This is a genomic window from Kitasatospora sp. NPDC088742, assembly GCF_055584905.1.
On sequence record NZ_JBVJLD010000023.1, the window covers coordinates 59,796 to 84,747 of the forward strand.

Sequence of the window (24,952 nt, forward strand, 5' to 3'; positions counted from 1 at the left end):
GGCGGCGCACCTCCGTGCCGGGTATTTCAGCGCCGTGGACTTCAGCGCGGGTGGCCCAGGGCGTCGGTGTTCAGCGACTGGGTGTTGAACCTGATCTGCCAGACCACCACCTGGCCGCCGGGCCGTTCGCACACCACCGCGCCGTCCTGCCAGGGCCCGTTGGTCGGGTACCACTGGCTCCCCACCGGGTCGCCCTGGTTGAGGTGGACGTCGTGGACGCCGAGGCCGGCGGTGAAGGCCTGGCCAAAGACATAGATCCTGGCGGCCGCCTCCAGGTGCGGCACCAGCACGTCCAGCGCGTTGTCGCCGTTGCTGGCGATCCAGGGGAAGAAGCGCAGGTACGGGCGGAAGTGGTCGAGCCCGCCGAGGCCGAGGATCCGGCGGCGCAGCTTGGTCACGTTGGCGGCCAGGGTGTCCGAGAGGTCGGGTCCGAACATCGGGCTGCCGGGCGGGTGCGGCGCGAGGGTGTGGTGGATGCGGGCGTTGGCGGCGGTGAGCCACTCGAACCAGAGGCGGTTGCGCAGCAGCGGGCTGCGGACGTAGTCGAGGGCGCCGGAGGTGGCCGAGGAGACCAGGTGGTGGAAGCCGTCGGGGCGGTTGCGCAGGCCGGCGATGTCCGCGCCGGTCAGGTCGTCCACCACGCGGTAGCTGACGCCGATGCTGCCGGGGGCGTCCACGTCGAGGGCGGCCTGGTAGACGCCCACGGGCGTCTGGAGGAAGAGGTGCCCGTGGTACCACTGGCCGAAGTCGTGGGTCGGGTCGCGGGAGAAGTCGTGCAGGCTTCCGATGGCGACCCCGTAGTTCGGAAGAGCCATACCCCCACTCTCCGCCTTCCACGACCCGGCCGCAGGCCGAACGGCTCGGCGCGGCAGCCCCGTTCGGGCACCTTCCGCCGCCCTGAGCTGCCCGAACGGGCAGTCCTCCGTCACTGTCCGCCGACGGCCGGGAACGGTGAGGCACTCTGATCCGGCCATGTTCTGAGGGTCCGTCCGGTGACCGGAAAGTTAAGGCCCGGATATCGGACGATCCGGCGGACGGCGCGCCTGGGCGCCGGACGGCGGGAATCGCCGCTGGTCCCGCGCGGGCAGTGTCCGGATGCTGAGACGGAACTGCTCGCCACGGACACGGTGCACGGCCCGCCGCGGGGTGTCCGGTACCGGCCGGTACCGGTGGGCCGGAAATGATCGAAGTGGTTGCTCCGCTTCGAACGGGTAACGGACAGTCACTCAGGTGAACGAAGAACCCCGTCCGTCTCAGGACCGTCTGCTCGCCCACCGCGACTTCCGGCACCTGCTGCTCGGTGCGGCCACCAGTCAGGCCGGCAGCCAGGTGACCCTGGTCGCGCTGCCGCTGGTGGCGGTGCTGGAGCTGCACGCCACGGCCTTCCAGGTCGGCCTGCTGACCGCCGCCGAGACCGCCGCCTTCGTCCTGGTGGGCCTGCCCGCCGGGGCCTGGCTGGACCGGATGCGCAAGCTGCCGGTGCTGGTCCGGGCCGACCTGGTGCGCCTGCTCGCCGTCGGCTCGGTCCCACCCGCCGCGCTGGCGGGCGTGCTGACGATGGCTCAGCTCTACGCCGTCGCGCTGCTCACCGGAGTGGCGACGGTCTTCTTCGACGTGGCCCACCAGTCGTACCTGCCGTCGCTGCTGCCGCGCGAGCGCCTGGTGGCCGGGAACGGCGCGCTGGAGACCGTCCGCTCCTCCGCCCAGATCGTCGGCCCGGGCCTCGGCGGCGGGCTGGTCCAACTCCTGGGCCCGCCCCTGGCGATCGTCGCCGACGCCCTCGGGTACCTGGCCTCGGCCCTGCTGCTGCGCCGCATCCGCGCCGTGGAGGAGGAGCCGCGGCCGGCCGCCGGGACCTCGCTGCGCGGCCAGGTCGCCGAGGGCCTGCGGTTCGTGCTCGGCCAGCCGCTGCTGCGGACCATCGCGGCCGCGACCGGCCTGTCCAACCTCTTCGCTGCAGTGCTGATGGCCGTTCAGACCGTGTTCTGGGTCCGGGTGCTGGAGCTGTCGCCGGGGGCGATCGGCATCCTGCTCTCGGTCTCGGCGCTCGGCGGGCTGGCCGGGGCGCTGTGCGCCGGACGGCTGGCGGCGCGGTTCGGGCAGGCCCGGGTGATCTGGCTGTCCGCGCTGGCCGGAGCGCCGTTCGCACTGCTCTGGCCGCTCGCGGCCGGCCCGGCGGCGCCGGTGCTGTTCGCCCTCGGCTCGGCGGCGGTGCTGTTCTGCGCGGTGGTCTACAACGTCGCCCAGGTGAGCCTGCGTCAGGCGCTCTGCCCGCCGGAGCTGCTGGGGCGGATGAACGCCACCATGCGGTTCCTGGTCTGGGGCACGCTGCCGCTCGGCGCGCTGCTCGGCGGCACCGTCGCCGACACGGCCGGTCCGCGCACCGCCCTCTGGGTCTGCGCCCTGGGCTTCCTCGCCGTCCCCGTCCCGCTACTGCTCTCGCCGCTGCGCCGCCTGCGCGAACTGCCGGCCGAGCCCGACCTGGCCACCGCGAACCGTTGAACCCGCCCGGCCGGCCCGAGGTCACCGAACCCCGAAAGCAGACGACCGTGCACACCAGCATCACCGCCGCCTACCTCACCCGGTACCGGGCCCTCGCCGAAGCCGAGGCGGCCGGCCCCGACGGGCTGCTCCCGCTCACCGGCGCGCAGCGCCGCTTCCTGCTCACCCGGCGGATGCGTCCGCAGGCCCGCCCGGACACCGTGCCGCTGTTCTTCCTCTTCCCGCGCGGCACCGTGGACCCGGCCCGGCTGCGGCGCGCCGCAATCCGCCTGACGGCACGTCACCCCGCGCTGCGCGGCCGGTTCACCACCGTGCGCGGCACACCGGTGCTGCGGCTCGGCGGGCCCTCGGTGGAGGTCGCCGAGCTGACCGTCGAACCCGGGGGCTCGGCCGAGGCGGCCGCGCGGGAGGCGCTGGCCGCCTGGCCCGCCGAGGGGCCGGTGCTGCGGCTGCTGCTCGCCGCCGACCCCGGGTCCGGCGAGGAGCTGCTCACCGTCGCGCTCGACCACGCCGCCTGTGACGAGCAATCACTCGGCCTCGTCACGGCCGGGCTGACCGAGGCCTACGCCGAGGCCGGGGCCGGCGCCGAGGAGGACGGGCTCGCCGCCTACCGGGAGGCGGTGGAGCTCCAGTTGGCCGCCGAGCTGGCGGCCGCCTCCGCCGCCGCCCGGGCCCACTGGGCCGCCCGGCTCGGGCAGCTCACCGACGGGGCGACGGCCTCGGACTCCACCGGGACGACCGGTGCGCTCGCCGAGCGGCTGCCCGCCGTCACCGGCGCCGCCCGCGGCTCGCTCTTCCCGGTGCTGCTGGGCGCGGTGACCGCCGCCGGGCACCGGCTGCCGGACGCCCGGCGGACGCTGGCCGTCGGCTATCCGTGGGGCGGGCGGCCGGCCGGGGCGGAGGGGGTGCTCGGCTGCTTCCTCAACACCCTGGTCCACCCCGGCGCCGCCGCACCCGCCGATCCGGAGGCGCTGGCCGACGCCTGGTGGGACGACCTGGAGCACGCCGGGACCCCGTTCGACGAGGTGGTGCACGCGGCCCGCTCGGGCGGCGCCCACTGGTCCGGCGCCCTGGACGGGCTGCTCACCTACGAGGACCTGCTGCGCCGGCCACCGCTGGTGCTCGACGGCGTGGCCGGGCTGGAGACCCACCCGGCCGGACGGCCGATCGGCGCCCCGTTCGCGGTCGCCGCCTCCAACGGGGAGCGGGAGCTGCTGGTCCGGCTGGTCTGGGACCGCGCGCGCTGCTCCGACCGGGACGCCGAAGCGGCCTTCGAGGCGCTGCTCCTGACCCTCCGCCACCACCTCTCGCCGGTGCCCGCCTCCGCCTGACGGACCGGCACCCCACGATCCTCCGGACCTCCGCGTCCGGCCCCCCGTACCACCGTTGCACCGCCGTCGGACGCCACCACCCCGGCGTCCGCCCGAGGGCGCGCACCCACCCAGCGGCGCGCCCCGGCCATCCGCACCAGTCACAGCAAGGGAACCCACCATGTTCGACCTCTCCTCCTCGCAGGAGATCGTCTGGTTGCACGAGCAGATGCTCCCCGGCAGCCGCGCCTACAACTTCACCGCGGCGCTCGACCTCTGGGGCAAGCTCGACACCGACGCGCTGCGCGCCGGGCTGACCGCCGTACTGGCCCACCACCCGGGCCTGCGCCTGGAGTTGGTCCAGCGCGCGGAGGGCCTGCCGGGCCAGCGGGTCGGGGAGCGCACCGAGCCCCGGCTGCGCACCAGCGACTTCTCCGGCGAGGACGACCCCGAGGCCGCCTTCCGCACCCTGCTGGCCGCCGAGGCCGAGGAGCCGCTCGACACCGAGCAGGCCCCGCTGCTGCGCTGGCACCTGGTCAGGCTGGAAGAGACCCACCACCGGCTGATCCACGTGGAGCACCACCTGATCCACGACGGGCACTCGTTCGCGATCCTGCTGCGTGACCTGTTCACCGTCTACCGGGCCGAAGTCCTGAACGAGCAGGCCGAGTTGCCGACCGCCCCGTCCTACGAGACGCACGCCAGGAGCGGCTCCGACCCCGCCACCGCCGGCGACCGGGCCGAGGCCCGGGCCCGCAGCCTGGCGTTCTGGCAGCGGGAGCTGGCGGACGCCCCGATGGACCTCACCCTGCCCGGGCTGGCCCGTCCCGGCGCCGTGCGCCGCCACCACGGCGGTCAGCTGCGCCAGGCGATCGGGGCCGATCTGGCCGAGCGGCTGCGCGAGCGCAGCCGGGCCGACGGCCACACCCCGTTCTCCACCCTGCTCGCGCTCTTCGCCGAACTGCTGCGCCGTCACAGCGGCCACCGGGAGACGGTGATCGGCACCGCCGTCGGCAACCGGCCGCTCGGCTTCGAGGGCACGGTCGGCATGTTCGTGAACACCGTGCCGCTGCGGCTGCGCCTGGACCCGGCCGAGCCGGGCACCGAGGCGGTCGACGAGGTGACCGAGGTACTGCTCCGGGCACTGCCCCACCAGGACGTCCCCGTCCAGGAGTTGACCCGCTCGCTCGGGCTGCACACCACGGGCGCCGACAACCCGCTGTTCGACGTAATGTTCAGCGCGCACGACGCCTCGCTGCCCGACATCCAGGCGCCCGGCCTGGAGGTCTCGCTCTACGAGGGCTTCAACACCGGGACCACCCGCTTCGACCTGGACGTGGTGCTGCTGCCGGACGACCGGCGGGTGGTCGGCGAGAAGCACGGCGCGGCCGGCATGATGCTGGTCTGGGACTACGACGTGGACCTGTTCGGCCAGCCGGTGGCCGAGCTGCTGGCGGAGCGCCTGGTGGCGCTGCTCCGCGCCTACCTGGACCGGCCCGGCGCGCCGCTGGCCGAACTCGCCGTCGCCGCACCGGAGTCGGGCCCTGCGGAGACCCTCGGTGAGCCCGCCGGACTGGACCCGCTCGCCGCGCGGGACCCGGGCGCGCTCGCCCTGGTCGCCGGCGCCGAGCGGCTCACCTACGGCGAGCTGGACCGCCGGGTCGGTGCCCTGGTCGAGCGGCTGCGCGCCGCCGGGGTGCGGCCCGGGCAGCCCGTCGCCACGGTGCTGCCGCGCGGCACCGACAGCGTGGTGGCCCTGCTGGCCTGCCTGCGCCTGGGCGCGGTGTACGCGCCGCTGTCGGGCGACGACCCGGCCGCCCGCCTCGGCCTGCTGATCGAACGGCTGTCCCCGGCCCTGGTGCTGACGACCCGTCAGAGCTCACTCGCACTGCCCGCGACCGGCGTCACCCCGGCCCTGCTGGACGGCCCCGACGCCTTCCCCCCGGCCGCGCCGGCCGCCGTGCTGGAGGGCGCCGCGTACGTCATCCACACCTCCGGCTCCACCGGCGTGCCCAAGCCGGTCCTGGTCGGCCGCCGGGCGCTGGCCCGCTACGTCTCCGGCGTGGTCGAGCGGTACGGGCTGACCGCCGCCGACCGGGTGCTGCTCTTCGCCCGGCCCTCCTTCGACGTGGCACTGGAGGAGGTGCTGCCCTCGCTGGCGGCCGGGGCCGCCCTGGTGCTGCCCCAGCGCGAGGTGCCGACCGGGACGGAGCTGGTCGCCGTGCTGGCCGCCCGCGGCGTCACCGTGGCCAATCTGCCGACCAGTTACTTCCTGGCCGTCCGCGAGGAGCTGCGGGAGGCGCTGGCGGACGGGCGCTGGGCGCCCAGGCTGCTGGTGCTGGGCGGCGAGCGGCTGCCGGCCGCCGCGCTGCGCGAGGTCACCGCGGCCACCACCGCCACCGTGGTCAACGCCTACGGCGTCACCGAGGCCACCGTGACCTCCACCACCCACGAGGTGACGGCCGCCGATCTGGCGGCCGCCGAGATCCCGCTGGGCACCGAGCTGCCGGGCACGCGGGTGCACGTCCTGGACGACGGGCTCCAGCCGCTCCCGCCGGGCGCCGTGGGCGAGTTGGCGGCGGCGGGCGAGGCGCTGGCCGAGGGCTATCCGGGGCTGCCCGAGGTCACCGCCGCGCGCTTCGTCACCGTCCCCGCGCTGGGCGGCGAGCGGGTCTACCGGACCGGCGACCGCGGCTACCGCGACCTGTCCGGCCGGCTCTGGTTCCTCGGCCGCCGGGACAACCAGGTGAAGCTGCGCGGGTTCCGGATCGAGCTGGAGGAGATCGAGGCCGCCGCCTCGGCCGAACTCGGCGGCCGCTCCTGCGCGGTGGTGCTCCACCAGGACGAGGCCGGCGCCCCGCGTCTGCTCGGCTTCCTGGAGGGCGCCGAGCAGCCCGACCGGACCGCCCTGCACGCCGCGCTCGCCGAGCGGCTGCCCGCCGCGCTGGTGCCCGCCCACTGGACGGCGCTGGCCACCATGCCGCTGCTGCCCGGTGGCAAGCCCGACCGCGCCGCGCTGGCCCGGACCGCTGCCGAACTGCCCACCACCGCACCGGAGTCCACCTCGGCAGCCACCTTCGACGACCCGGCCCAGGAGCTGGTCGCGCAGGCCTGGCGGGCGGTGCTCGGCCACGACGCCTTCACCGCCGACTCGCACTTCTTCGAGGCCGGCGGCCACTCCCTGCTGGCCGCCCAACTCGCGGCCCAGCTGGAGCCCTTGCTCGGCACCCGGCCCGCGCTGCGCACCCTGTTCCGGCACCCGGTGCTGGCCGACCAGGCCCGCGTCCTGACCGGCGGTGCCGCGTGAGCACCGTCCTCCCCACCCTCCTCCCGACGGCCGCGCCCGCCGCCCCGCGCCAGCTCTCCCCCTCCGCCGTGCTGACCGAGGAGCACCGCGAGCTGGTCGAGGCCTTCGAGAGCTTCATCCGCCGCGAACTCGTACCGCTGGCGGCCGAGTTGCCCGAGACCGCCGACCAGGTGCCGGCCGACCTGCGGGCCTACGTCCGCCGCCGCTCCGCCGCACTCGGCTTCTACGCGGGCGACCAGCCCGAGGAACTCGGCGGCGCCGGAATGCCGTTCACCGCCGTGGTGCTGCTGCACCACGCGGCCGGGCGCAGCGGCTGCCCGCTCGCCCCGTACGCGCTGGCGGGGTCGGACGGGCCGAGCCCGCTGCTGCGGCACGGCACGCCGGAGCAGATCGAGCGGCACCTGGTCCCGCTGGTGCGCGGGGAGTCGGCCCGCTGCCTGGCGCTGACCGAGCCGCACGCCGGTTCGGACGCCTTCCGGCTGACCACCACCGCCGTCCGCACCGACGGGGGCTGGCTGATCAACGGCCGCAAGACCTTCGTCTCCAACGCCGACCGGGCCGACATCGTCCTACTGGTCACCGCCACCGACCTGGGCACGGGCTCCGGCCCGACGGCCGGGGCGACCGCCTTCGTGCTGCCGATGGACACGCCCGGCCTGCGGATCGGCCAGCGCTACGAGGGGATGTCCGGCGAGCCGCTGTTCGAGCTGCTGCTGGACGGCGTGCTCGCCCCCGAGGAGGCCGTGATCGGCGGCGAGGAGGGGATCGGAGCGGCGGCGGCGCTGGCGATGGACAGCCTCTCCCGGGGCCGGCTGGTGGTGGCGGCGATGTGCGACGGCATCGCCGAGTACGCGCTGCGGCTGGGGGTGGAGTACGCCCGTGAGCGGGAGGCCTTCGGCTCCCGGATCGGCGCCTACCAGCACGTCCAGGAACATCTGGTGACCACCCGGGCCGAGGTGGAGGCCGCCAAGCTGCTCACGCTCGCCTGTGCCCGGCTGGTGGACGAGGGCACCGAGGCACCGGAGAACGCCGCGCTCGCCAAGCTGACCTCGTCGGAGACCGCGGTCCGGGCGGTGGACCGCGCGCTGCAGGTGCACGGCGCCACCGGCTGGGTGCGCGGGCATCCGCTGGAGAGCCTGTACCGGTACGTCCGGATGATGACGATCATCGAGGGGACCTCCGAGGTCCAGAAGGTGATCATCGCCCAGGCCATGGGCCTGAGTTGACCGCCCCTCACCACCCGTTCGGAGAACCCACGATGACCACTGCCTCGTTCCTCGGCACCGCGCACGACGCTCCGCACCAGGACGTCCCGGTGCTCGACCTGTTCACCGGCTGGGCCCGCCGCACCCCGGACGCGCCCGCCCTCCTCGACGGCGACACCACCGTCAGCTACGCCGAACTCGACCGGATGGCCGAGGAGTTGGCCGACCGGCTGCGCGGGCGGGTCCGCCCCGGGGAGCTGGTCGGCCTCTGCCTCGACCACTCCGCCGCGCTGGCCGCCGCAGCCCTCACGGTGGCCCGGCTCGGGGCCGTCGCGCTCCCGCTCGGCCCCCGGCCCGGCGAACGCCGCCTCCAGGCCGTCGCCGAGAACCTGCGCCTGGCCTGCCTGATCGGTACGGCCGGGGTGCTGCCGCCCGCCCACCGGGACGGGGAGCACCTGCCGCTGCCCGTCCCCGCCACCGGCGGCGAGGTCGTGGCGGCGTTCGCCGACACCCCCGAGGGAGCGGTGGGCGCACCGGAGGGCACCTTCTACGCCGTGCTCACCTCGGGCTCCACCGGCACCCCGAAGGCCGTCGCGGTCGGCGAGCCCTCGCTCGGCGCGCTGCTGCACTGGTACCGCGGCCTCACCGGCCTCGGCCCGGGCGAGCGGCACAGCCTGCTGATCGGCGTCGCCTTCGATCCGCACCTGATGGAGCTCTGGGGGACCCTCACCTCGGGCGCCGCGCTCTGCGTCGCCCCCGAGGCGGTCCGCTGGGACTCCGCCGCGCTCACCGACTGGTGGCGGGAGGCCGGGATCACCGTCTGCGTGCTGCCCACCCCGCTCGCCGAACCGCTGCTGGACCGTCCCTGGCCCGCCGGGCTGACCCTGCGTCACCTCACCATCGGCGGCGACCGGCTGCGCCGCGCCCCCGGCCCGGACGTCACCGCGACCGTCCACAACGTCTACGGCCCGGCCGAGGCCACGGTGTCGACCACCGTGCACACCATGGCCCCGGGCGGCGGGCACGAGGCGGGGGCGCCGCCGATCGGGCTGCCGGTGCCCTCGGCCGCCGTGCTGGTCGTCGACCCGGAGGGCCGTCCGGTCGACCGCGGCACCACCGGTGAGCTGTGGATCGGCGGCCACTGCCTGGCCCTCGGCTACCTGGACCAGGAGCTCACCGCCCGCCGCTTCGTGCCCGCGCCGGAGGGCCCGGCCGGCGCCGACGGGCGGTTCTACCGGACCGGGGACCGGGTAATGATGCGGGCCGACGGCGTGCTGGAGTTCCACGGCCGGCTGGACGACCAGGTGAAGGTCAGCGGGGTGCGGATCGAACCCGCCGAGGTGGAGGCCGCGTTCGAGCGCGACCCCCGGGTGCGCCGGGCCGCCGTGGCCGCCCGGCCGGGCCCGGCGGGCGGCGTCCGGCTGCTGGCCTTCGTCCAGCCCTCGCCGGGGGCCGCCACGGTCACCGGCCCCGAGCTGCTGGCCGAGGCCCGGGCCTGGCTGCCCGAGCAGGCCGTCCCGGCGGTGGTCCGTCTGGTCGACGCGTTCCCGCTGGACGCCAACGGCAAGGTGGACCGGGCCGCGCTGCTGGCCGCCGAGGAGGCCACCGCTCCGCCGGCCTCCGCTGGTGCCGAGGAGGGCGACACCGAGACCGAGCGCTTCGTGGTCCGGACCTGCCGGGAGCTGCTGGGGCGCGCCGAGCTCGGCCCGCAGGACGACTTCCGGGACGCGGGCGGCACCTCGCTGGCCGCCGCCCGGCTGCTCGCCGCCGTGGAGGAGGAGTACGGCGTGCGGCTGCGGGCAGCGCAGCTGCTGCGCTGCCCGGACCTGCGCGGGGTGGCACGGCTCGTCGACGAGCGCCGCCCGGTGGCCGCCGCCGCCCACTCCTGACCTCGCGTCAACCGCCGCCCTCCGTAAGCATCAGGGCGCCCCGGCCCACCGGCCGGGGCGCCCGGAAGGGAACCTCCATGTCCGCTCCCACTCCCGACGGCCCCACTCCCGACCGCCCCGCGCCGTTCCGGCCGTCGGCCGGCTCCGTGCCGGCGCTGATCGCCGAGCAGGCCGAACGCGCGCCGCGGGCGCTGGCCGTCACCGACGGATCCGTCGCCCTGACCTACGGTGAACTCGTCGGCGCCGCAGGCCGGTTGGCCGCCGAGCTGACCCGTCGCGGGATCGGCCCCGGCAGTGCCGTCGGCCTGCTCGCCGCCCGGTCCACCCGGCTGGTGGTGGCCCAGCTCGCCGTCTGGTGGGCCGGTGCCCACAGCGTGCCGCTGGACCCGGCCTACCCGCGCCCGCGCACCGCCGAGATGATCGCCGACTCCGGGGTGGCCCTGGTGCTCGGCGACAAGGCCCTGCTCGCCGAGGCGCGGCTCGCCACCGGCCTGGGCCTGGAGCTGTCCGAGGACGGCTCCCCGGGTGACGGTCCGTCGGCTCCGCCGCCCGTCCCGGCGCTGGGCGCCGAGTCGGTCGCGATGGTCTTCTACACCTCCGGCTCCACCGGCCGCCCCAAGGGCGTCCTGGTGCCGCACCGCGCCGTCACCGACCTGGTCACGGCGGCCGACGGCATCCCGCTCGCCCCCGGGCACCGGGTGCTGTTCCACTCGCCGCTCACCTTCGACGCCTCCACCTTCGAACTCTGGGCCCCGCTGACCCGGGGCGCGGCCGTCGCGGTCTCCCCCGCCGACCGGCCCACCGGCGAGGAACTCGCCCAGGACGTCGAGCGGTTCGGCGTCACCCACGCGTTCCTCACCACCGCGCTCTTCCACCACCTGGCCGCCCGCCGGTCCCGGCTCTTCGGCGTCCTGCGCACCCTGGTGACCGGCGGCGAGACGCTCTCCCCCGAGCACGCCGGATCCGTCCTGCGGGCCTTCCCCTGGCTGGAGTTGCTGAACGCCTACGGGCCCACCGAGGCCACCACCTTCACCACCCTGCACCGGGTCTCCCCCGCCGACTGCACCGGCCCGGTCCCGATCGGCCGCCCGTTCGGCGGCACCACCACCGCCGTCCTGGACGACCAGCGGCGGCCCGTCCCGGCGGGCGGGCAGGGCGAGTTGTGGATCGGTGGCGCCCGGACCGCGCTCGGCTACCTCGACCGCCCCGAGCTGACCGCCGACCGCTTCCGTGAGCTTCCGGGCCTCGGCCGGATGTACCGCAGCGGTGACCTGGTCAGCCAACGCCCGGACGGCGCCCTGGACTTCCACGGGCGCGCCGACCAGCAGGTCAAGGTGCGCGGGTTCCGGATCGAGCCCGGCGAGACCGAGCACGCCCTCGTGCAGCTGCCCGAGGTGGCCGAGGCCGCCGTCGTGGTCCGCGGCCCGGGGCGCGAGGACGCCGCCCTCACCGCGTACGTGGTCCCCGCCGAGGGCCACCGGCCGGCCGGCGAGACGCTGCGGGCCCGGCTCGCCGAGCGGCTCCCGGCCCATCTGGTGCCGACGGCGTGGACGGTGCTCGACCGGCTGCCGCTGACCGGCAGCGGCAAGGTGGACCGCCGGGCGCTGGCCGAGCTGCCCGGCCCGGCGACCACCGCCGATACCCCGGCGGAGGCCGTGGCCGCCCTCACCCCGATCCAGGAGGCCGTGGCCGAGGCCTGGTCGCGGGCGCTCGAACGCCCCGTCACCGACCCCGCCGCCGACTTCCTGGCCGAGGGCGGCCACTCCCTGCTCGCGCTCTGGGTCGTCGACGACCTGCGCGAGGACCTCGGCGTCGAACTCACCCTCGCCCAGTTCTTCGCCCACCCGACGGTGGCCGCCCAAGCCGCCCTGGTGGAAAGCGCCTTGCTCGCCGACACCACCGTTCCCGCCGAGGATGGCCGATGACCGACATCGAACTGAGCGCCGACCTGAGCACCGACCTGAGTGCCCGTCAGGCCGAACTGCTCCGCCGCGCCCGCTCCGGCGGTGGCCGCACCGAACGCCGCGCCGACCGCCGCCCCGGAGCCGGCCCGGCGGAACTGCGCCCCGGACCGGCCGGCCCCGCTCCGCTCTCGCACGCCCAGCACCGCATGTGGCTGATGGACCGGCTCGGGCAGGGCGGCGCCCGCTACAACGTGCCGGTGGCGGCCCGGCTGCGCGGCCCCCTCGACACCGAGGCCCTGGCCACCGCGCTGACCGCCCTCACCGAGCGGCACGCCGTTCTCCGCACCCGCTACGGGCAGCCGCCCGGGGACGGGGAGACGGCGCCCTACCAGGAGGCCCTGCCGACCGCGCCCGTCCCCGTCGAGGTCCGCCCGGCCGAAGCCGACGCCGACGCCGAAACCGTGGCCGAGCTCCTCCGGGCCGAGGCCACCCGGCCCTTCGACCTCGGGACCGGTCCGGTGCTGCGCGCCCTGGTCCTGCGACACGGGCCCGAGGACCACACCCTCCTCCTGACGGTGCACCACATCGCGGTCGACGGCTCCAGCCTCCCGATCCTCACCGCCGACCTCGCCGCCCTCTACGCCGAGGCCCGCACCGGGATCCCCGCCGATCTTCCCGAACTCCCGCTCCAGTACGCCGACTTCGCCCGCTGGGAGCGCGCCCGCGACCCGGAGTTCACCGTCGCGGCCGAGGCCCGGGCGGCGCAGCTGGCCGGGGCCCGTCCCCTCCCGCTGCTCCGGCCGGTCCCTGGCGGTCCGGGCGAGCGGACCGCCGCGCTGCACAGCGCGCCGCTGAGCGCGCGGACCCTGGACGGGCTGCGCCGCCTGGCCACCGCGCACGGCGCCACCCTCTACACCGTGGTGCTCGCCGCCGCCCTGGCCACCCTGCACCGCGCCACCGGCGAGCCGGACCTCACCGTCGGCCTCGCCAGCGGTCACCGCGCCCGTCCGGAGCTGCGCCGCCTGGTCGGCCTCGGCGTCAACACCCTGGCCGTCCGCGCCGATCTGGGCGGCGACCCGGAGTTCACCGAGGCGCTCGGCCTGGTCCGCGCCGCGCTGTTGGACGCGCAGCAGCACCACGACCTCCCCTTCGACCTGGTGGTCGAGCGCCTGGGCGCCGAGGCCCGGGGCACGGACGGCGGCGCCCTGGTCAACGTCACCTGTGACCTGGTCCAGCCGGTCGCCCCGCTGGAGCTGCCCGGGCTGACCGCCGAGGCCGTCGACGTCGAGCTCGGGCTGGCCAAGTTCGGCCTCGGGCTGCTCGTCGAGGACGGGCCCGCGCCGCGCTGTCTGGTCCAGCACGACACCGAGGCCCTGGACCGTGCCACCGGCGAACGGCTGCTCGCCGCCTTCGCCGCCGTGCTCGACGCGGTCGCCACCGACCCGGCCGTCCGTCTCGGCCGGCTGCCCGCCCCGCTCCTGACGACCCCTGAACACCCCGCCGTGGCAGTGCTGTTGGCCGACCCATGGGTCACCGACGCCGCCGTGGTCACCGCCGAGGGCCGGCCCACCCTGGCCTACGTCACCCTGCGCGGCCCGATGGGGCCGAGCGGCGGCGAGCTGCTCACGGCCCTGCGTCGGCGTCGGCAGCTGTCGGCCGGGCAACGCCCGGCCGCCGTCACGGTGTTGGACAGCATGCCGCGCTCCGCCGACGGCACGCTGGACCTCGACCGGCTCCCCGGCGCGGCGCCGCGCCCCACCGAGGGCACTGGGGCCGCCGAGACCGCCGGTCCGCTGGAGGCGGTCCGCACCGCCTTCGGCGAGCTGCTCGGCAGCCGCCCCGAGCCCGACGCGGACTTCTTCGTCCTCGGCGGCCACTCCCTCGTCGCCGTCCAGCTCGCCGAACGGCTGCGCGCCCGCACGGGCCTGCCGCTCACCGGCCTGGACGTCCTCGAACAGCGCACCCCGCTGGCCCTCAGCGCCCTGCTCGCCGACCGCGAGCGGGAGCGCCTGGCCGCGTCCTCCCGCGTCACGGCCACTCCCCGTTCCGGCGCCACCCCCACCGGGACGGTCCTGCTCACCGGGGGCACCGGCGGCGTCGGCGCCGCCGTCCTGCAGGAACTGCTGGCCCAAGGGCGGCTGGTCCGGGCCCTCGCCCGGCCGGAGTCCGCGCACCTGGTCGCCCTGGACGGCGTGGAGACCGTCGAGGGCGACCTCACCGACCCCGACAGCCTGCGCCGCGCGGTCGAGGGCGTGGACGCGGTGATCCACGCCGCCTGCACCTTCACCGACCACGACACCGACGTCGCCGCCATGCGCGCCCTGCTCGACGGTTGGACCGGGCGCAGCTTCGTCTTCGTCAGCAGCACCGACGCGTACGGCCGCCCGACGGCCACCGAGGTCACCGAGGGCGCGCCCGCCGCCGAGCCGGTCACCCCGTACGGGCGGGCCAAACTCACCTGCGAGCAGCTCCTGTTGGACCACGTCTCCGCTTCGGGCGCCGCCACCGGCACCGTGGTCCGGCCGCCCATCGTCTGGGGGCCGCAGCGGCGCCTGCGCGACCAGCTGCGCTGGGGCTCCACCGGCGACCTCTACCAGGCGGCCCTGGCCGGGCGTCCGTTGGTGCTGCCCGCTCCCGGTGCCGGCGGCCACGCCTGGCACGGCGCCTCCTGGGTGCACTCCGCCGCCCTGGCCCGCGCCGTGGTCGCCTGCGCGTCCGGTACCGCCCCCGCCGCCGGACGGGTCGTCAACGCCGTGAGCGGCCACGTCTCCTGGGCCGAGTTCGGCGCCGAGCTGGTCCGGCTGCTCGGCTCCTCCTCCCCCGTGGTCCTCACCGAGGACCCGGACCCGGAGCTGCTCCGCCCCTGGCACTACGGCGCCGAGGCGCTGGCCGACGCGCTGCGCCCCGAGCCGGGCGAGGACTGGCGCTCGGTGCTGGCCGCCATGGTCCGCTGAGTCGGTGGCCGGGCCCCGTCCACCCCCACCGGGGCGGACGGGGCCCGGCGGTCGGTCAGAGCCAGCCCCGCTGGGCGGCCTTGATGCCGGCCTCGAAACGGCTGCTGGCACCGAGGCGCTCCATGATGGAGGCCATCTGGCGGTTGACGGTGCGTGAGGAGACGCCGAGGCGCTGGCCGGCGGCGTCGTCGGTCAGGCCGGAGCCGAGCAGGCGCAGGAGTTCGCGTTCGGTGGTGTTGAGGCCGGTGGCCGGGTCGTCGGTCCGGGTGCGCCGAGCGGGACGGCGATCTCCCAGGCCTGGTCGAAGAGTTCGCACAGCGCCCGGACCAGTCCCGGCTCGGTGACGTGCAGGGCTCCCTTGCGGGTGTCCGCGGGGTCGATCGGGACCAGGGCCTGGGCGCGGTCGACGATGACCAGGCGCTGGGGGATCACGGGCGCGGTGCGGATCTCGCCGCCGTGCTCCAGCACCCAGTTGGCATGGCTCACGGTGTGGGTGACGTTACGGACGGCGTCCTGGTAGAGGCCCTTGACGGTCACGCCGCGCTCCAGCGCCCGGGCGTTGGCGGTCCGGGCGGCGGCCAGGTCCTCGGCCAGGTGTCCGGTGCCGGGGTGGACCCCGAGGCACTCGGTGGTCATCCGGCTGCCGAGCTCCTCCAGCCGGGCCTGGATGGCGTCCATCCCCAGCAGCCGCTCACCGTGCGCGGCCCGGGTCTCGGCCCGGTCTGCGACCAGCCGGGTGACCGCGGCCCGGGAGGCGGCGAGCTGGGCCTGACGGGCTGCCAGCTCGGCCTCCTGCCGGGCGAGCATGTCCGCCAGACCGACCTCCGGGCTGACCGCGCGCATCTGTCCGGGGTGTTCGCTGGAGGCGCGCACCAGCATCATCCCGGCGAGTTCGTCCAGACGGGCGCGCACCTGATCGGTGGTCAGGTCCAGTGCGGCGGCCAGCGCGGCGATCCCGTCGCCGGGCCGGTCGAGCATCGCCTGGTACAGCGCCGCGGCGGCGCCGGACAGCCCCAAGGCTTCGAGCATCGTGGTGTGGCCCCCCGTGAATGCGGTCGCTCCCCAGGACCGCGCGGGGTCATGATGGCACCGGCCCCGCCCGCCTACAAGATCCACTATGTGCCACTTCGTTGGCGGACAGCCGAATTGGGCGGCCTGTCCGACAGTGACGACACCTGGGGCCGTTGCCCGATGTGCCCCAGGGGCGAAGCGGACAGCCGGTGACAGAGCGGACCGGCCCGTCCCCCGGCCCTTTGCCATCATTTCACCCGTCGAGGGGCCGGGTGCCCGCGGCGAGGTGGATCCGCTCCGGACGGGTGTCGACGGTGAACAGCGGCCGAGGGTCCCGTCCGTCCCGGTCGGTGTGGAAGTACTCCTGCCGGTACGGCTCCTCGGGCTGCCGATACCAGACGATCCTGCCGTTCACCGCGGCGGCCGGGCCGACGTCCCACGGCTGCTCCACCTCGCGCAGGAGCCCGGTGGTCACGTCCACGGCGCGGCATCCGACGTCCTCGGTCATGCCGGAGAGCAGGAAGGTGCGGCCGTCGAGCCAACCGACCGGCTCGTCCTGGTCGACGCGGTGGACGACGGCGCCGCCGGCGACCTCGACGAAGACGTTGGCGTGCCAGTCGTCGAAGGTCTCGTCCCGGTCGAAGAACAAAGGGCTCACCGCGATCAGCTCTCCATCGGGGGACCAGACGAGCCCGCTCTCCCAAGTGACCGCGAAGTCCTCCGGCGAGGTCCACAGGCGCTCGCGCGCACCGGTGCCGAAGTGGACCAGGTCGACATGCGCCCGGTTGTCCCCGTCGCCACCGGGCCCGGCCTCGCGACCGTCGTCGTACAGCAGCGCGACCCGCGTACCGTCCGGCGAGAGCGCGAGCGCGAGCGCGCAGTGGGGCTGCCCGCCGATCGCCACCTCGTGCCACGACCGCCGCCCCGTCGGCAGCTCCACCAGGCACAGCCGCACCTGGGCGTCCCGCCCCTCGACGCCGGTCCCGAACAGGAGCTTCGTACCGTCGGCACTGACGCCGGACAGCAACAACCCTGCCAGGTCCGCCAGTTCGGCCAGCACGACGAGGGCTCCGTCGGCATCGTCCACACCCACCACGGCGGACGCCACGCCGAAGACCAGCCGCACCCGCCGCACCCCGCGCCGCGGAAGCCGCCCCACCTCCACGGTGATCCGCTGCTCCATCCCGCCAGAATAGGGGCGAGCGCCCCCACCAACCCCACCGCCCTGCTGACTTCCCCCAGCAGTCACGCTCCGCCCCAACCACCACCAGATCTGAGGAACCAGCCAGAACGCCCCCGGCAGCGTCTGATCCCCCCGGGCCTCCATCTGATACCGACTCACACGCCGTACAACGTCAGCACTGAAGCCTCGTCAGCTCCATTGGTCGGCCCCTACGTCTTGGAACGCAGGAGCTCCAGCACCGCCGCGACCGGACTCCGGGTGATGTCTTCTCACAGAGATCCCGATGAAGTGCCCGGGGAATCCCTCGGATCGCGGGCATGGCGACGCCATGGACCCAGTCGGCTGATCTGTTCACTTCGTCCCCCTTCATCGCTCGGGCGTGAGCGTATGGCGAGGGACTGACAGAGAGGCAGGCGTGCCGGAACCTGGGAGGGGGCTGCCGGCGTCCGTCCCTTCCGGACGTGGTGCGGAGGGGGACAGGTGGGTGGTGAGGTGTCGTCAGAGGTGACGGTTCCGGGGGCGAGGCTGCTGGTGGGGGTGCTGTACCTCGAGGCCGTGGTGTACGTGCTGGCCTTCGGGGTGTGGAGTGTCCTCGAGTTCCTCGGGCCGTACGGGCCGCGGGACACCCGGGGGCTCTACCCCTATGTGTGCGCGAGTCTGCTGTGGGTCTTCTGGCTCGTGTACGCCGGGGTCGACGAGGCGGCGCTGGAGCGTGGGTCCGTGCGGCGGCTGGGGTGGACGGTGGTGGCGGTGCCGCTGGCGGTGTTCTGGCCGCTGCAGGCCGGGGTGGTGGCGGGGCGGCGGTTCCTACAACAAGACCTGCGGCGGTTCCGCCGCACCGTCGCGGCCGCCGGCGCGGGGCTGCTGCTCGGCGGGACGTTCTGGGGTGTGTGGGCCGTGGCCGCCGAACTGCCGTGGCGGCGTTCGGATCCCTCGTCCTCCGCCGTCCTCGGGGAGTGGCACGGCAGTTGGGGAGAGCGCCTGGAGCTGCGCGCCGACGGCACGTACCGCGAGACCTTCGAGAAGCCGGTCGCTCCGGGCGGTCCGAGCTCCCTGACCGGAACCTGGGAACTGCGGTTCCACCCGGGCAGCGGCAACCAGCGACTGCGGCTCTCCCCCTCCGTCTTCACCCGCACCGGCGGGGGCCTCACCCTGGAGGTGTACGGGGCCCTCACTCCCGCCTCGCTCTGGACCGTCTCCGGAAGCGCCGTGGTCTTCGAGCGCTGAGCCGGGGCAGGGGGTGACGCACCGTCGGGGCGCCGGTGGAGTGCTTCCGAGGCACTGGGGGGCGTGCGGAGTGCAGCGAGGTAAAGGTCACACCCCCTCCATCTGATGATCGTCGGCTAACGGGCATTAACCTTCGGGCTATGACGGTCCTGCCCCAAGGGCTCCCTCTGGCCGCCGAGTTCCCGGAGACTTCCCGCGAGCGGTGGCAACACCTGGTCGAAGGCGTCCTGCGCAAGTCCGGCGCGGACGTCTCCGGAGCACAGGCGGAGGAGGCGCTCTCCACCGAGCTTCAGGACGGACTCCGAGTCCGTCCGCTGTACACCGCCGAGGATGGCGCGGCTGCCGCCGAGGCCGCCGGCCATCCGGGCTTCGCCCCGTTCGTCCGGGCCGGACGGCCGGCGGGTTCGGCCGTGTCCGGCTGGGACGTGCGCCAGCGGCACTCCGAGCCCGACCCCGCTCGGGCCAACGAGGCGGTGCTCGCCGACCTCGAGAACGGGGTGACCTCGCTCTGGCTGGAGCTGGGTGGCGCCGGGCTGCCGGTCGACGGGCTGGCGCGGGCGCTGGACGGTGTGTACCTGGACCTGGCCGGGGTGACCCTGGACGCCGGGGCCGGGTTCGGCGCGGCGGCCGGGCAGTTCTTCCGCGTCCTCCAGGAGCGCGGCGTCCCGGCCACGGCCGCCACCGGAAACCTCGGGGCGGACCCGCTGGGCCTGCTGGCCCGCACCGGCCGGGACGCCGCCACCGACGCCGCCACCGACACCGGCACCGACGCCCAGCTGACGGAGGCCGCCGCGCTGGCGGCCCGCTGCGCGGCGGAGTACCCGGGACTGCGCGCCCTGGTCGTGGACGCCCTGCCGTACCACGAGGCCGGGGCCTCCCCCGCCCAGGAGTTGGGCTGTTCGCTGGCGACCGGTGTCGCGTACCTGCGGGCGCTCACGGCGGCCGGGCTGGACGTGGACGCCGCCTGCGGGCAGCTGGAATTCCGGTACGCGGCGGACGCGGACCAGTTCCTCTCCATCGCCAAGTTCCGTGCCGCGCGCCGTCTCTGGGCCCGCGTCACCCAGGCCTCGGGCGCCGCCGCGCACACCGCGCAGCGCCAGCACGCCGTCACCTCGGCCGTGATGATGACCGAGCGGGACCCGTGGGTGAACATGCTGCGCACCACGGTGGCCTGCCTGGCCGCCGGGGTCGGCGGGGCGGACGCGGTGAGCGTGCTGCCGTTCGACAGCGCGGTGGGCCGCCCGGACGCGTTCGCGCGGCGGATCGCCCGCAACACCCAGTCGGTGCTGCTGGAGGAGTCGCACCTGGCCCGGGTGATCGACCCGGCCGGCGGCTCCTGGTACGTGGAGCAGCTGACGGACCAGCTGGCGCGCAGCGCCTGGGCCTGGTTCCAGGAGATCGAGCGGGCGGGCGGCCTGCGGGCCGCGCTGGCCGACGGCACGGTCGGGGAGCGGATCGCCGCGACCTGGGCGAAGCGTCAGGTGGCGCTGGCCAAGCGGCGCGAACCGGTCACCGGTGTCAGCGAGTTCCCCCACCTCGGCGAGCAGCCGCTGGTGCGCGAGCCGCTGCCGGCACCGTCCGGCGGGGGTCTGCCCCGGGTCCGGCTGGCGGGTGCCTTCGAGGCGCTGCGGGCCCGTTCGGACGCGCACCTGGCGGCGACCGGGGCGCGGCCCCGGCTGGCGCTGGCCGCGCTCGGCCCGGCCGCCGCGCACACCGCACGGCTGACCTTCGCGGCCAACCTGTTCCAGGCCGGCGGCATCGAGACGATGACCGTCACCGACGGCGGCACGGACGGCGCCGAGCTGGTCTGCCTCTGCTCCAGCGACAAGGTCTACGCCGAGCAGGCCGTCGAGGTGGCCGCCGCGCTCAAGGCGGCCGGGGCCCGGCGGGTGCTGCTGGCCGGGCGCCCGGGCGAGCTGGGCGAGGCGCTCCGGGCTGCCGGGGTGGACGAGTTCGTGTACGCGGGCGGCGACGCGGTCGCGTTGCTGACCTCCCTGCTGGACGACCTCATTGGCGGGTCCGAGGACGAGAACGGAGCGGACCGGTGATCCCTGACTTCACGGAGATCGGCCTCGACCAGGAGGAGGCCCCGAAGGCCTCGACCGACGCCCAGTGGCGGGAGGCCTGGCGGGAGGCGACCGGCAAGGACGTCGAGGAGCAGCTCTGGGAGACCCCGGAGGGCATCGGCGTCAAGCCGCTCTACACCGCCGCCGACCTGGAGGGCCTGGACTTCCTGGGCACCTACCCGGGTGCGGCCCCGTACCTGCGCGGCCCGTACCCGACCATGTACGTGAACCAGCCGTGGACGGTGCGTCAGTACGCCGGGTTCTCCACCGCCGAGGAGTCGAACGCGTTCTACCGGCGGAACCTGGCGGCGGGTCAGAAGGGCCTGTCGGTCGCCTTCGACCTGCCGACCCACCGCGGTTACGACAGCGACCACCCCCGGGTGACCGGCGACGTCGGCATGGCGGGCGTGGCCATCGACTCCATCTACGACATGCGGCAGCTGTTCGACGGGATCCCGCTCGACAAGATGTCGGTGTCGATGACGATGAACGGCGCGGTGCTGCCCGTGCTGGCGCTGTACATCGTGGCGGCCGAGGAGCAGGGGGTGCCGCCCGAGAAGCTGGCGGGGACCATCCAGAACGACATCCTCAAGGAGTTCATGGTCCGCAACACCTACATCTACCCGCCGCAGCCCTCGATGCGGATCATCTCGGACATCTTCGCGTACACCTCGCAGAAGATGCCCCGGTACAACTCGATCTCCATCTCGGGCTACCACATCCAGGAGGCCGGGGCGACGGCCGACCTGGAGCTGGCGTACACCCTCGCCGACGGCGTGGAGTACCTGCGGGCCGGGCTGGAGGCGGGGCTCGACGTGGACGCCTTCGCGCCGCGACTGTCGTTCTTCTGGGCGATCGGGATGAACTTCTTCATGGAGGTCGCCAAGCTGCGGGCGGCCCGGCTGCTCTGGGCGAAGCTGGTGAAACAGTTCGACCCGAAGAACCCCAAGTCCCTTTCGCTGCGCACCCATTCGCAGACCTCGGGCTGGTCGCTGACCGCCCAGGACGTGTTCAACAACGTGACCCGGACCTGTGTCGAGGCGATGGCGGCGACCCAGGGGCACACCCAGTCGCTGCACACCAACGCGCTGGACGAGGCGCTGGCGCTGCCGACCGACTTCTCGGCCCGGATCGCCCGCAACACCCAGCTGATGCTCCAGCAGGAGTCCGGCACCACCCGGGTGATCGACCCGTGGGGCGGCAGCGCGTACGTCGAGCGGCTGACCCACGACCTGGCGGCGCGCGCCTGGCAGCACATCCAGGAGGTGGAGGCGGCCGGCGGGATGGCGAAGGCCATCGACGCGGGCATCCCCAAGCTCCGGGTGGAGGAGGCCGCCGCGCGCACCCAGGCGCGGATCGACTCCGGCCGTCAGCCGGTGATCGGGGTCAACAAGTACCGGGTCGCGGCCGACGAGCAGATCGAGGTGCTCAAGGTCGACAACTCCTCGGTGCGGACCCAGCAGATCGAGAAGCTGCGCCGGCTGCGGGAGGAGCGGGACGAGGCGGTCTGCCAGGCCGCGCTGGCAGCGCTGACCGCCTCCGCGCGTGAAGGCGCCCGCAACAGCGGCGGGTTGGAGGGGAACCTGCTCGCCCTGGCGGTGGACGCGGCCCGGGCCATGGCGACCGTCGGCGAGATCTCGGACGCCCTGGAGGCGGTGTACGGGCGCCACTCCGGCCAGATCCGTACCATCTCCGGTGTGTACCGCGACGAGGCAGGCAAGTCGGGCTCCCTGGACCGCACCCGCGAGCTGGTGGAGCGGTTCGAGCAGGCGGAGGGGCGGCGGCCGCGCATCCTGGTCGCCAAGATGGGCCAGGACGGCCACGACCGGGGGCAGAAGGTGATCGCGACCGCCTTCGCCGACCTCGGCTTCACGGTGGACGTCGGCCCGCTGTTCCAGACCCCGGCCGAGGTGGCCCGGCAGGCGGTGGAGGCGGACGTGCACATCGTCGGCGTCTCCTCGCTGGCGGCCGGTCACCTCACCCTGGTCCCCGCGCTGAGGGCCGAACTGGCCGAGGCGGGACGGGAGGACATCACCATCGTGGTCGGCGGCGTCATCCCGCCGCAGGACTTCGAGGCGCTGTACGCGGCGGGTGCGGCGGCGGTCTTCCCGCCCGGCACGGTGATCCCGGAGGCCGCGTACGACCTGCTGACCAAGCTGGCGGACGAGCTCGGGCTCGAACTGTGAGTGCCCGCAGGCCACTTGGGGGAGTCTGACCCGATGGCCCGGACGATCGACATCGAGCAGTACGCCGCCGGGGTCCGTGACGGCTCGCGCGCCTTCATCGCGCGGGCCATCACCCTGGTGGAGTCCGCCCGGCCCGACCACCGGGTGCTGGCCCAGCAGTTGCTCGCCGAGCTGCTGCCGCTGAGCGGCAAGGCGGTGCGGATCGGCATCACCGGTGTGCCCGGCGTCGGCAAGTCCACCTTCATCGAGGCGCTGGGCACCATGCTCACCGGCCGCGGGCACCGGGTCGCGGTGCTCGCGGTGGACCCGACCTCCAGCCGCACCGGCGGCTCGGTTCTCGGGGACAAGACCCGGATGGAGCGCCTCGCGGTCGACCCGAACGCCTTCGTCCGCCCCTCCCCCACCTCCGGCACGCTCGGCGGGGTGGCCAAGGCCACCCGGGAGAGCATGGTGGTGATGGAGGCGGCCGGCTACGACGTGGTGCTGGTGGAGACGGTGGGCGTCGGCCAGTCCGAGACCACGGTGGCCAGCATGGTGGACACCTTCCTGCTGCTCACCCTGGCCCGCACCGGTGACCAGCTCCAGGGCATCAAGAAGGGCGTGCTGGAGCTGGCCGACCTGGTCGCGGTGAACAAGGCGGACGGCCCGCACGAGACCGACGCCAAGGCCGCGGCGCGTGAACTCGCGGGCGCGCTACGGCTGTTGCAGGCACCGGACGCGGCCTGGAATCCGCCGGTACTGACCTGTAGCGGGCAGCACGGCACCGGACTGGACGTGCTCTGGGAGCGGATCGAGCAGCACCGCACCACCCTGGACGCCACCGGCGCGCTGGCCGCCCGACGGCGCGACCAGCAGGTCGCCTGGACCTGGTCGATGGTCCACGACCAGCTGCTCGCCCAGCTGCACGGACACCCGGGAGTCCGCACGCTCGCACCCCTCCTGGAGCAGCAGGTGCGGGACGGCACGGTGACCGCCACCAGCGCGGCCGACCGGCTGATGGCGGCCTTCCGCAGCCCTCCCGGCGAGGACGGCTGACGGCCGTCCGAAGGAATTCACCCCAGTCTGCACCGAATGCCCCGGCCCACTTTCGGACCGGGGCATTCGGCTGCCGTCCATTTCGGTGCGGGCTCAATGAGCGTCCGTCAGACGGGCGAAAAGGATGACACTACTGGTGTATTCACGGTCGGCCCGGTCGAATCGTCCGCCGCAGGTGCTGATCGAAGCCGAGCTGACCCGAAGTCACACCCGGCTCCTGCGCGAACATTTACGCAATGGTTGTGAAATCGGCCGCCCCGCTAAACCCGGCTCCACCGGCTGCCCGGTGATCAGCACTCGGCTGGAGTGACCCCTCAACCCGCTCGGCTCAGCTCCCCCCGAGACCCCGCGCACAGTGCGCCCCACCGTGCCCCCTCGTGCGCCCCGTGCACCCTCAACACCCCGTCCGCGCCGGACCGCCAGGCGGCTCAGACCACCGTGACGGTGACGTTGGTGAAGCCCGTGGAGCGCAGCAGGCCGCCCAGCATGTCGCGGGTGCTGTCCTCGGCCTGCCGGGTCAGTTCGGTCTCCTTCGCGGCCTGCTCGATCTTCTGCACGGCGAGCTGCTCGACCTGCCGCTGGTTGCCGGGGTTGCCGCTGAAGAAGTCGCCGATCCGGTCGAAGAACCCGCGCTGCTGGAGGTAGACGTACGAGCGCTTCACATCGACGGCGGCCGGGGCCAGTTGGGCGTGCGGGACCTTCACCGTGACGCTCCGCCGGTCCTCGGAGACGGCCACCGCGTCCGCCCCGAGCCCGCCGAGGTCGACGTAGGCGTCCACCGAGCCGGCCGCGACGTACAGGGTGCGGTTGCCGAGGATCTGCGAGGGCAGGAAGGCGGCCTCGTGGTCCAGGTCCACGATCACCTGGAAGTTGCCCTGGGCGCCGGTGAAGTGCTTCATCTGCTGGATCGACTGGAGCAGCACCGGCTGGCTGCGGTCAACGGTCCTGCGCTCGAAGGGATTCGGCAGGCTCGGGAAGAGCCCGGCCTGCGCCCCCGCCAGAAAGAGCGCGAGGATCACGGCGAGCGTGATCGGCAGGCTCAGGTACCAGGGCAGCCCCCGCCGCCCGCGCGCCGTGCGGGGCGAAGGCTCTTCTTCGGTACGGGACTTGGGGCGCGGGCGTCGGGACAGTCTCATGCTCCTGCGCGTACCCGGCGGCCGGGCGTTCATGCGA

Annotated in this window: 16 protein-coding genes; 11 read left to right on the forward strand and 5 right to left on the reverse strand. The window is 74.8% G+C overall.

Features of this window, described 5'->3' with window-relative positions; translation table 11 throughout:
- Positions 1-41: 41 nt before the first annotated feature.
- Positions 42-815, reverse strand: coding sequence for a DUF2278 family protein (locus tag ACZ6ZR_RS19510; protein ID WP_465643901.1), 774 nt, complete (start codon positions 813-815; stop codon positions 42-44).
- A 415-nt stretch (positions 816-1,230) separates the two neighbouring features.
- Between ACZ6ZR_RS19510 and ACZ6ZR_RS19515 the strand changes: the two genes are divergently transcribed.
- From ACZ6ZR_RS19515 to ACZ6ZR_RS19545, 7 genes are all read left to right on the forward strand, one after another.
- The gene (locus tag ACZ6ZR_RS19515; RefSeq protein WP_465643903.1) at positions 1,231-2,502 is read left to right on the forward strand and encodes an MFS transporter; all 1,272 of its coding nucleotides are present in this window, start codon (positions 1,231-1,233) and stop codon (positions 2,500-2,502) included.
- 47 nt (positions 2,503-2,549) lie between these two features.
- Positions 2,550-3,833, forward strand: a complete 1,284-nt coding sequence (locus tag ACZ6ZR_RS19520; protein WP_465643905.1) for a condensation domain-containing protein — start codon at positions 2,550-2,552, stop codon at positions 3,831-3,833.
- Positions 3,834-3,993: 160 nt separating this feature from the next.
- Positions 3,994-7,119 carry a non-ribosomal peptide synthetase gene (locus tag ACZ6ZR_RS19525; RefSeq protein ID WP_465643907.1) on the forward strand — a complete coding sequence of 1,042 codons (3,126 nt, stop codon included), beginning with the start codon at positions 3,994-3,996 and terminating at the stop codon, positions 7,117-7,119.
- Positions 7,116-8,345 (forward strand): acyl-CoA dehydrogenase family protein, encoded by a 1,230-nt coding sequence (locus ACZ6ZR_RS19530; protein WP_465643909.1) that lies wholly within the window; start codon positions 7,116-7,118, stop codon positions 8,343-8,345. The genes ACZ6ZR_RS19525 and ACZ6ZR_RS19530 overlap by 4 nt, the downstream gene beginning before the upstream one ends.
- Before the next feature lie 32 nt (positions 8,346-8,377).
- The gene (locus ACZ6ZR_RS19535; protein WP_465643911.1) at positions 8,378-10,213 is read left to right on the forward strand and encodes a non-ribosomal peptide synthetase; all 1,836 of its coding nucleotides are present in this window, start codon (positions 8,378-8,380) and stop codon (positions 10,211-10,213) included.
- 77 nt (positions 10,214-10,290) lie between these two features.
- Positions 10,291-12,138 carry an amino acid adenylation domain-containing protein gene (locus ACZ6ZR_RS19540; protein WP_465643912.1) on the forward strand — a complete coding sequence of 616 codons (1,848 nt, stop codon included), beginning with the start codon at positions 10,291-10,293 and terminating at the stop codon, positions 12,136-12,138.
- Entirely contained in the window at positions 12,135-15,071 is a 2,937-nt protein-coding gene (locus ACZ6ZR_RS19545; RefSeq protein ID WP_465643914.1) for a condensation domain-containing protein, read from the forward strand. The genes ACZ6ZR_RS19540 and ACZ6ZR_RS19545 overlap by 4 nt, the downstream gene beginning before the upstream one ends.
- Positions 15,072-15,126: 55 nt before the next feature.
- On the opposite strand, the gene ACZ6ZR_RS19550 is transcribed toward ACZ6ZR_RS19545, so the two are convergent.
- The 3 genes from ACZ6ZR_RS19550 to ACZ6ZR_RS19560 all read right to left on the reverse strand — a co-directional run bounded on the left by ACZ6ZR_RS19550 (position 15,127) and on the right by ACZ6ZR_RS19560 (position 17,265).
- Positions 15,127-15,366, reverse strand: coding sequence for a response regulator transcription factor (locus tag ACZ6ZR_RS19550; protein ID WP_465643988.1), 240 nt, complete (start codon positions 15,364-15,366; stop codon positions 15,127-15,129).
- Positions 15,264-16,100: a TrmB family transcriptional regulator gene (locus ACZ6ZR_RS19555; RefSeq protein WP_465643917.1), complete on the reverse strand. Its 837-nt coding sequence runs from the start codon at positions 16,098-16,100 to the stop codon at positions 15,264-15,266. The genes ACZ6ZR_RS19550 and ACZ6ZR_RS19555 overlap by 103 nt, the downstream gene beginning before the upstream one ends.
- A 235-nt stretch (positions 16,101-16,335) precedes the next feature.
- Entirely contained in the window at positions 16,336-17,265 is a 930-nt protein-coding gene (locus tag ACZ6ZR_RS19560) for a hypothetical protein (RefSeq protein ID WP_465643919.1), read from the reverse strand.
- A gap of 504 nt (positions 17,266-17,769) precedes the next feature.
- Between ACZ6ZR_RS19560 and ACZ6ZR_RS19565 the strand changes: the two genes are divergently transcribed.
- The 4 genes from ACZ6ZR_RS19565 to meaB all read left to right on the forward strand — a co-directional run bounded on the left by ACZ6ZR_RS19565 (position 17,770) and on the right by meaB (position 23,779).
- Complete coding sequence (locus tag ACZ6ZR_RS19565) at positions 17,770-18,492, forward strand: hypothetical protein (RefSeq protein ID WP_465643921.1); 723 nt, start codon at positions 17,770-17,772, stop codon at positions 18,490-18,492.
- 140 nt (positions 18,493-18,632) lie between these two features.
- Positions 18,633-20,540 (forward strand): methylmalonyl-CoA mutase family protein, encoded by a 1,908-nt coding sequence (locus ACZ6ZR_RS19570; protein ID WP_465643923.1) that lies wholly within the window; start codon positions 18,633-18,635, stop codon positions 20,538-20,540.
- Complete coding sequence (gene scpA, locus ACZ6ZR_RS19575; protein ID WP_465643990.1) at positions 20,540-22,744, forward strand: methylmalonyl-CoA mutase; 2,205 nt, start codon at positions 20,540-20,542, stop codon at positions 22,742-22,744. Before ACZ6ZR_RS19570 ends, scpA begins: the two co-directional genes overlap by 1 nt.
- A gap of 33 nt (positions 22,745-22,777) precedes the next feature.
- Positions 22,778-23,779, forward strand: a complete 1,002-nt coding sequence (meaB, locus tag ACZ6ZR_RS19580) for a methylmalonyl Co-A mutase-associated GTPase MeaB (protein WP_465643925.1) — start codon at positions 22,778-22,780, stop codon at positions 23,777-23,779.
- A gap of 428 nt (positions 23,780-24,207) precedes the next feature.
- Here the strand turns inward: meaB and ACZ6ZR_RS19585 are convergent, their stop codons facing one another.
- Complete coding sequence (locus ACZ6ZR_RS19585; protein ID WP_465643927.1) at positions 24,208-24,915, reverse strand: DUF4230 domain-containing protein; 708 nt, start codon at positions 24,913-24,915, stop codon at positions 24,208-24,210.
- Positions 24,916-24,952 lie beyond the last annotated feature (37 nt).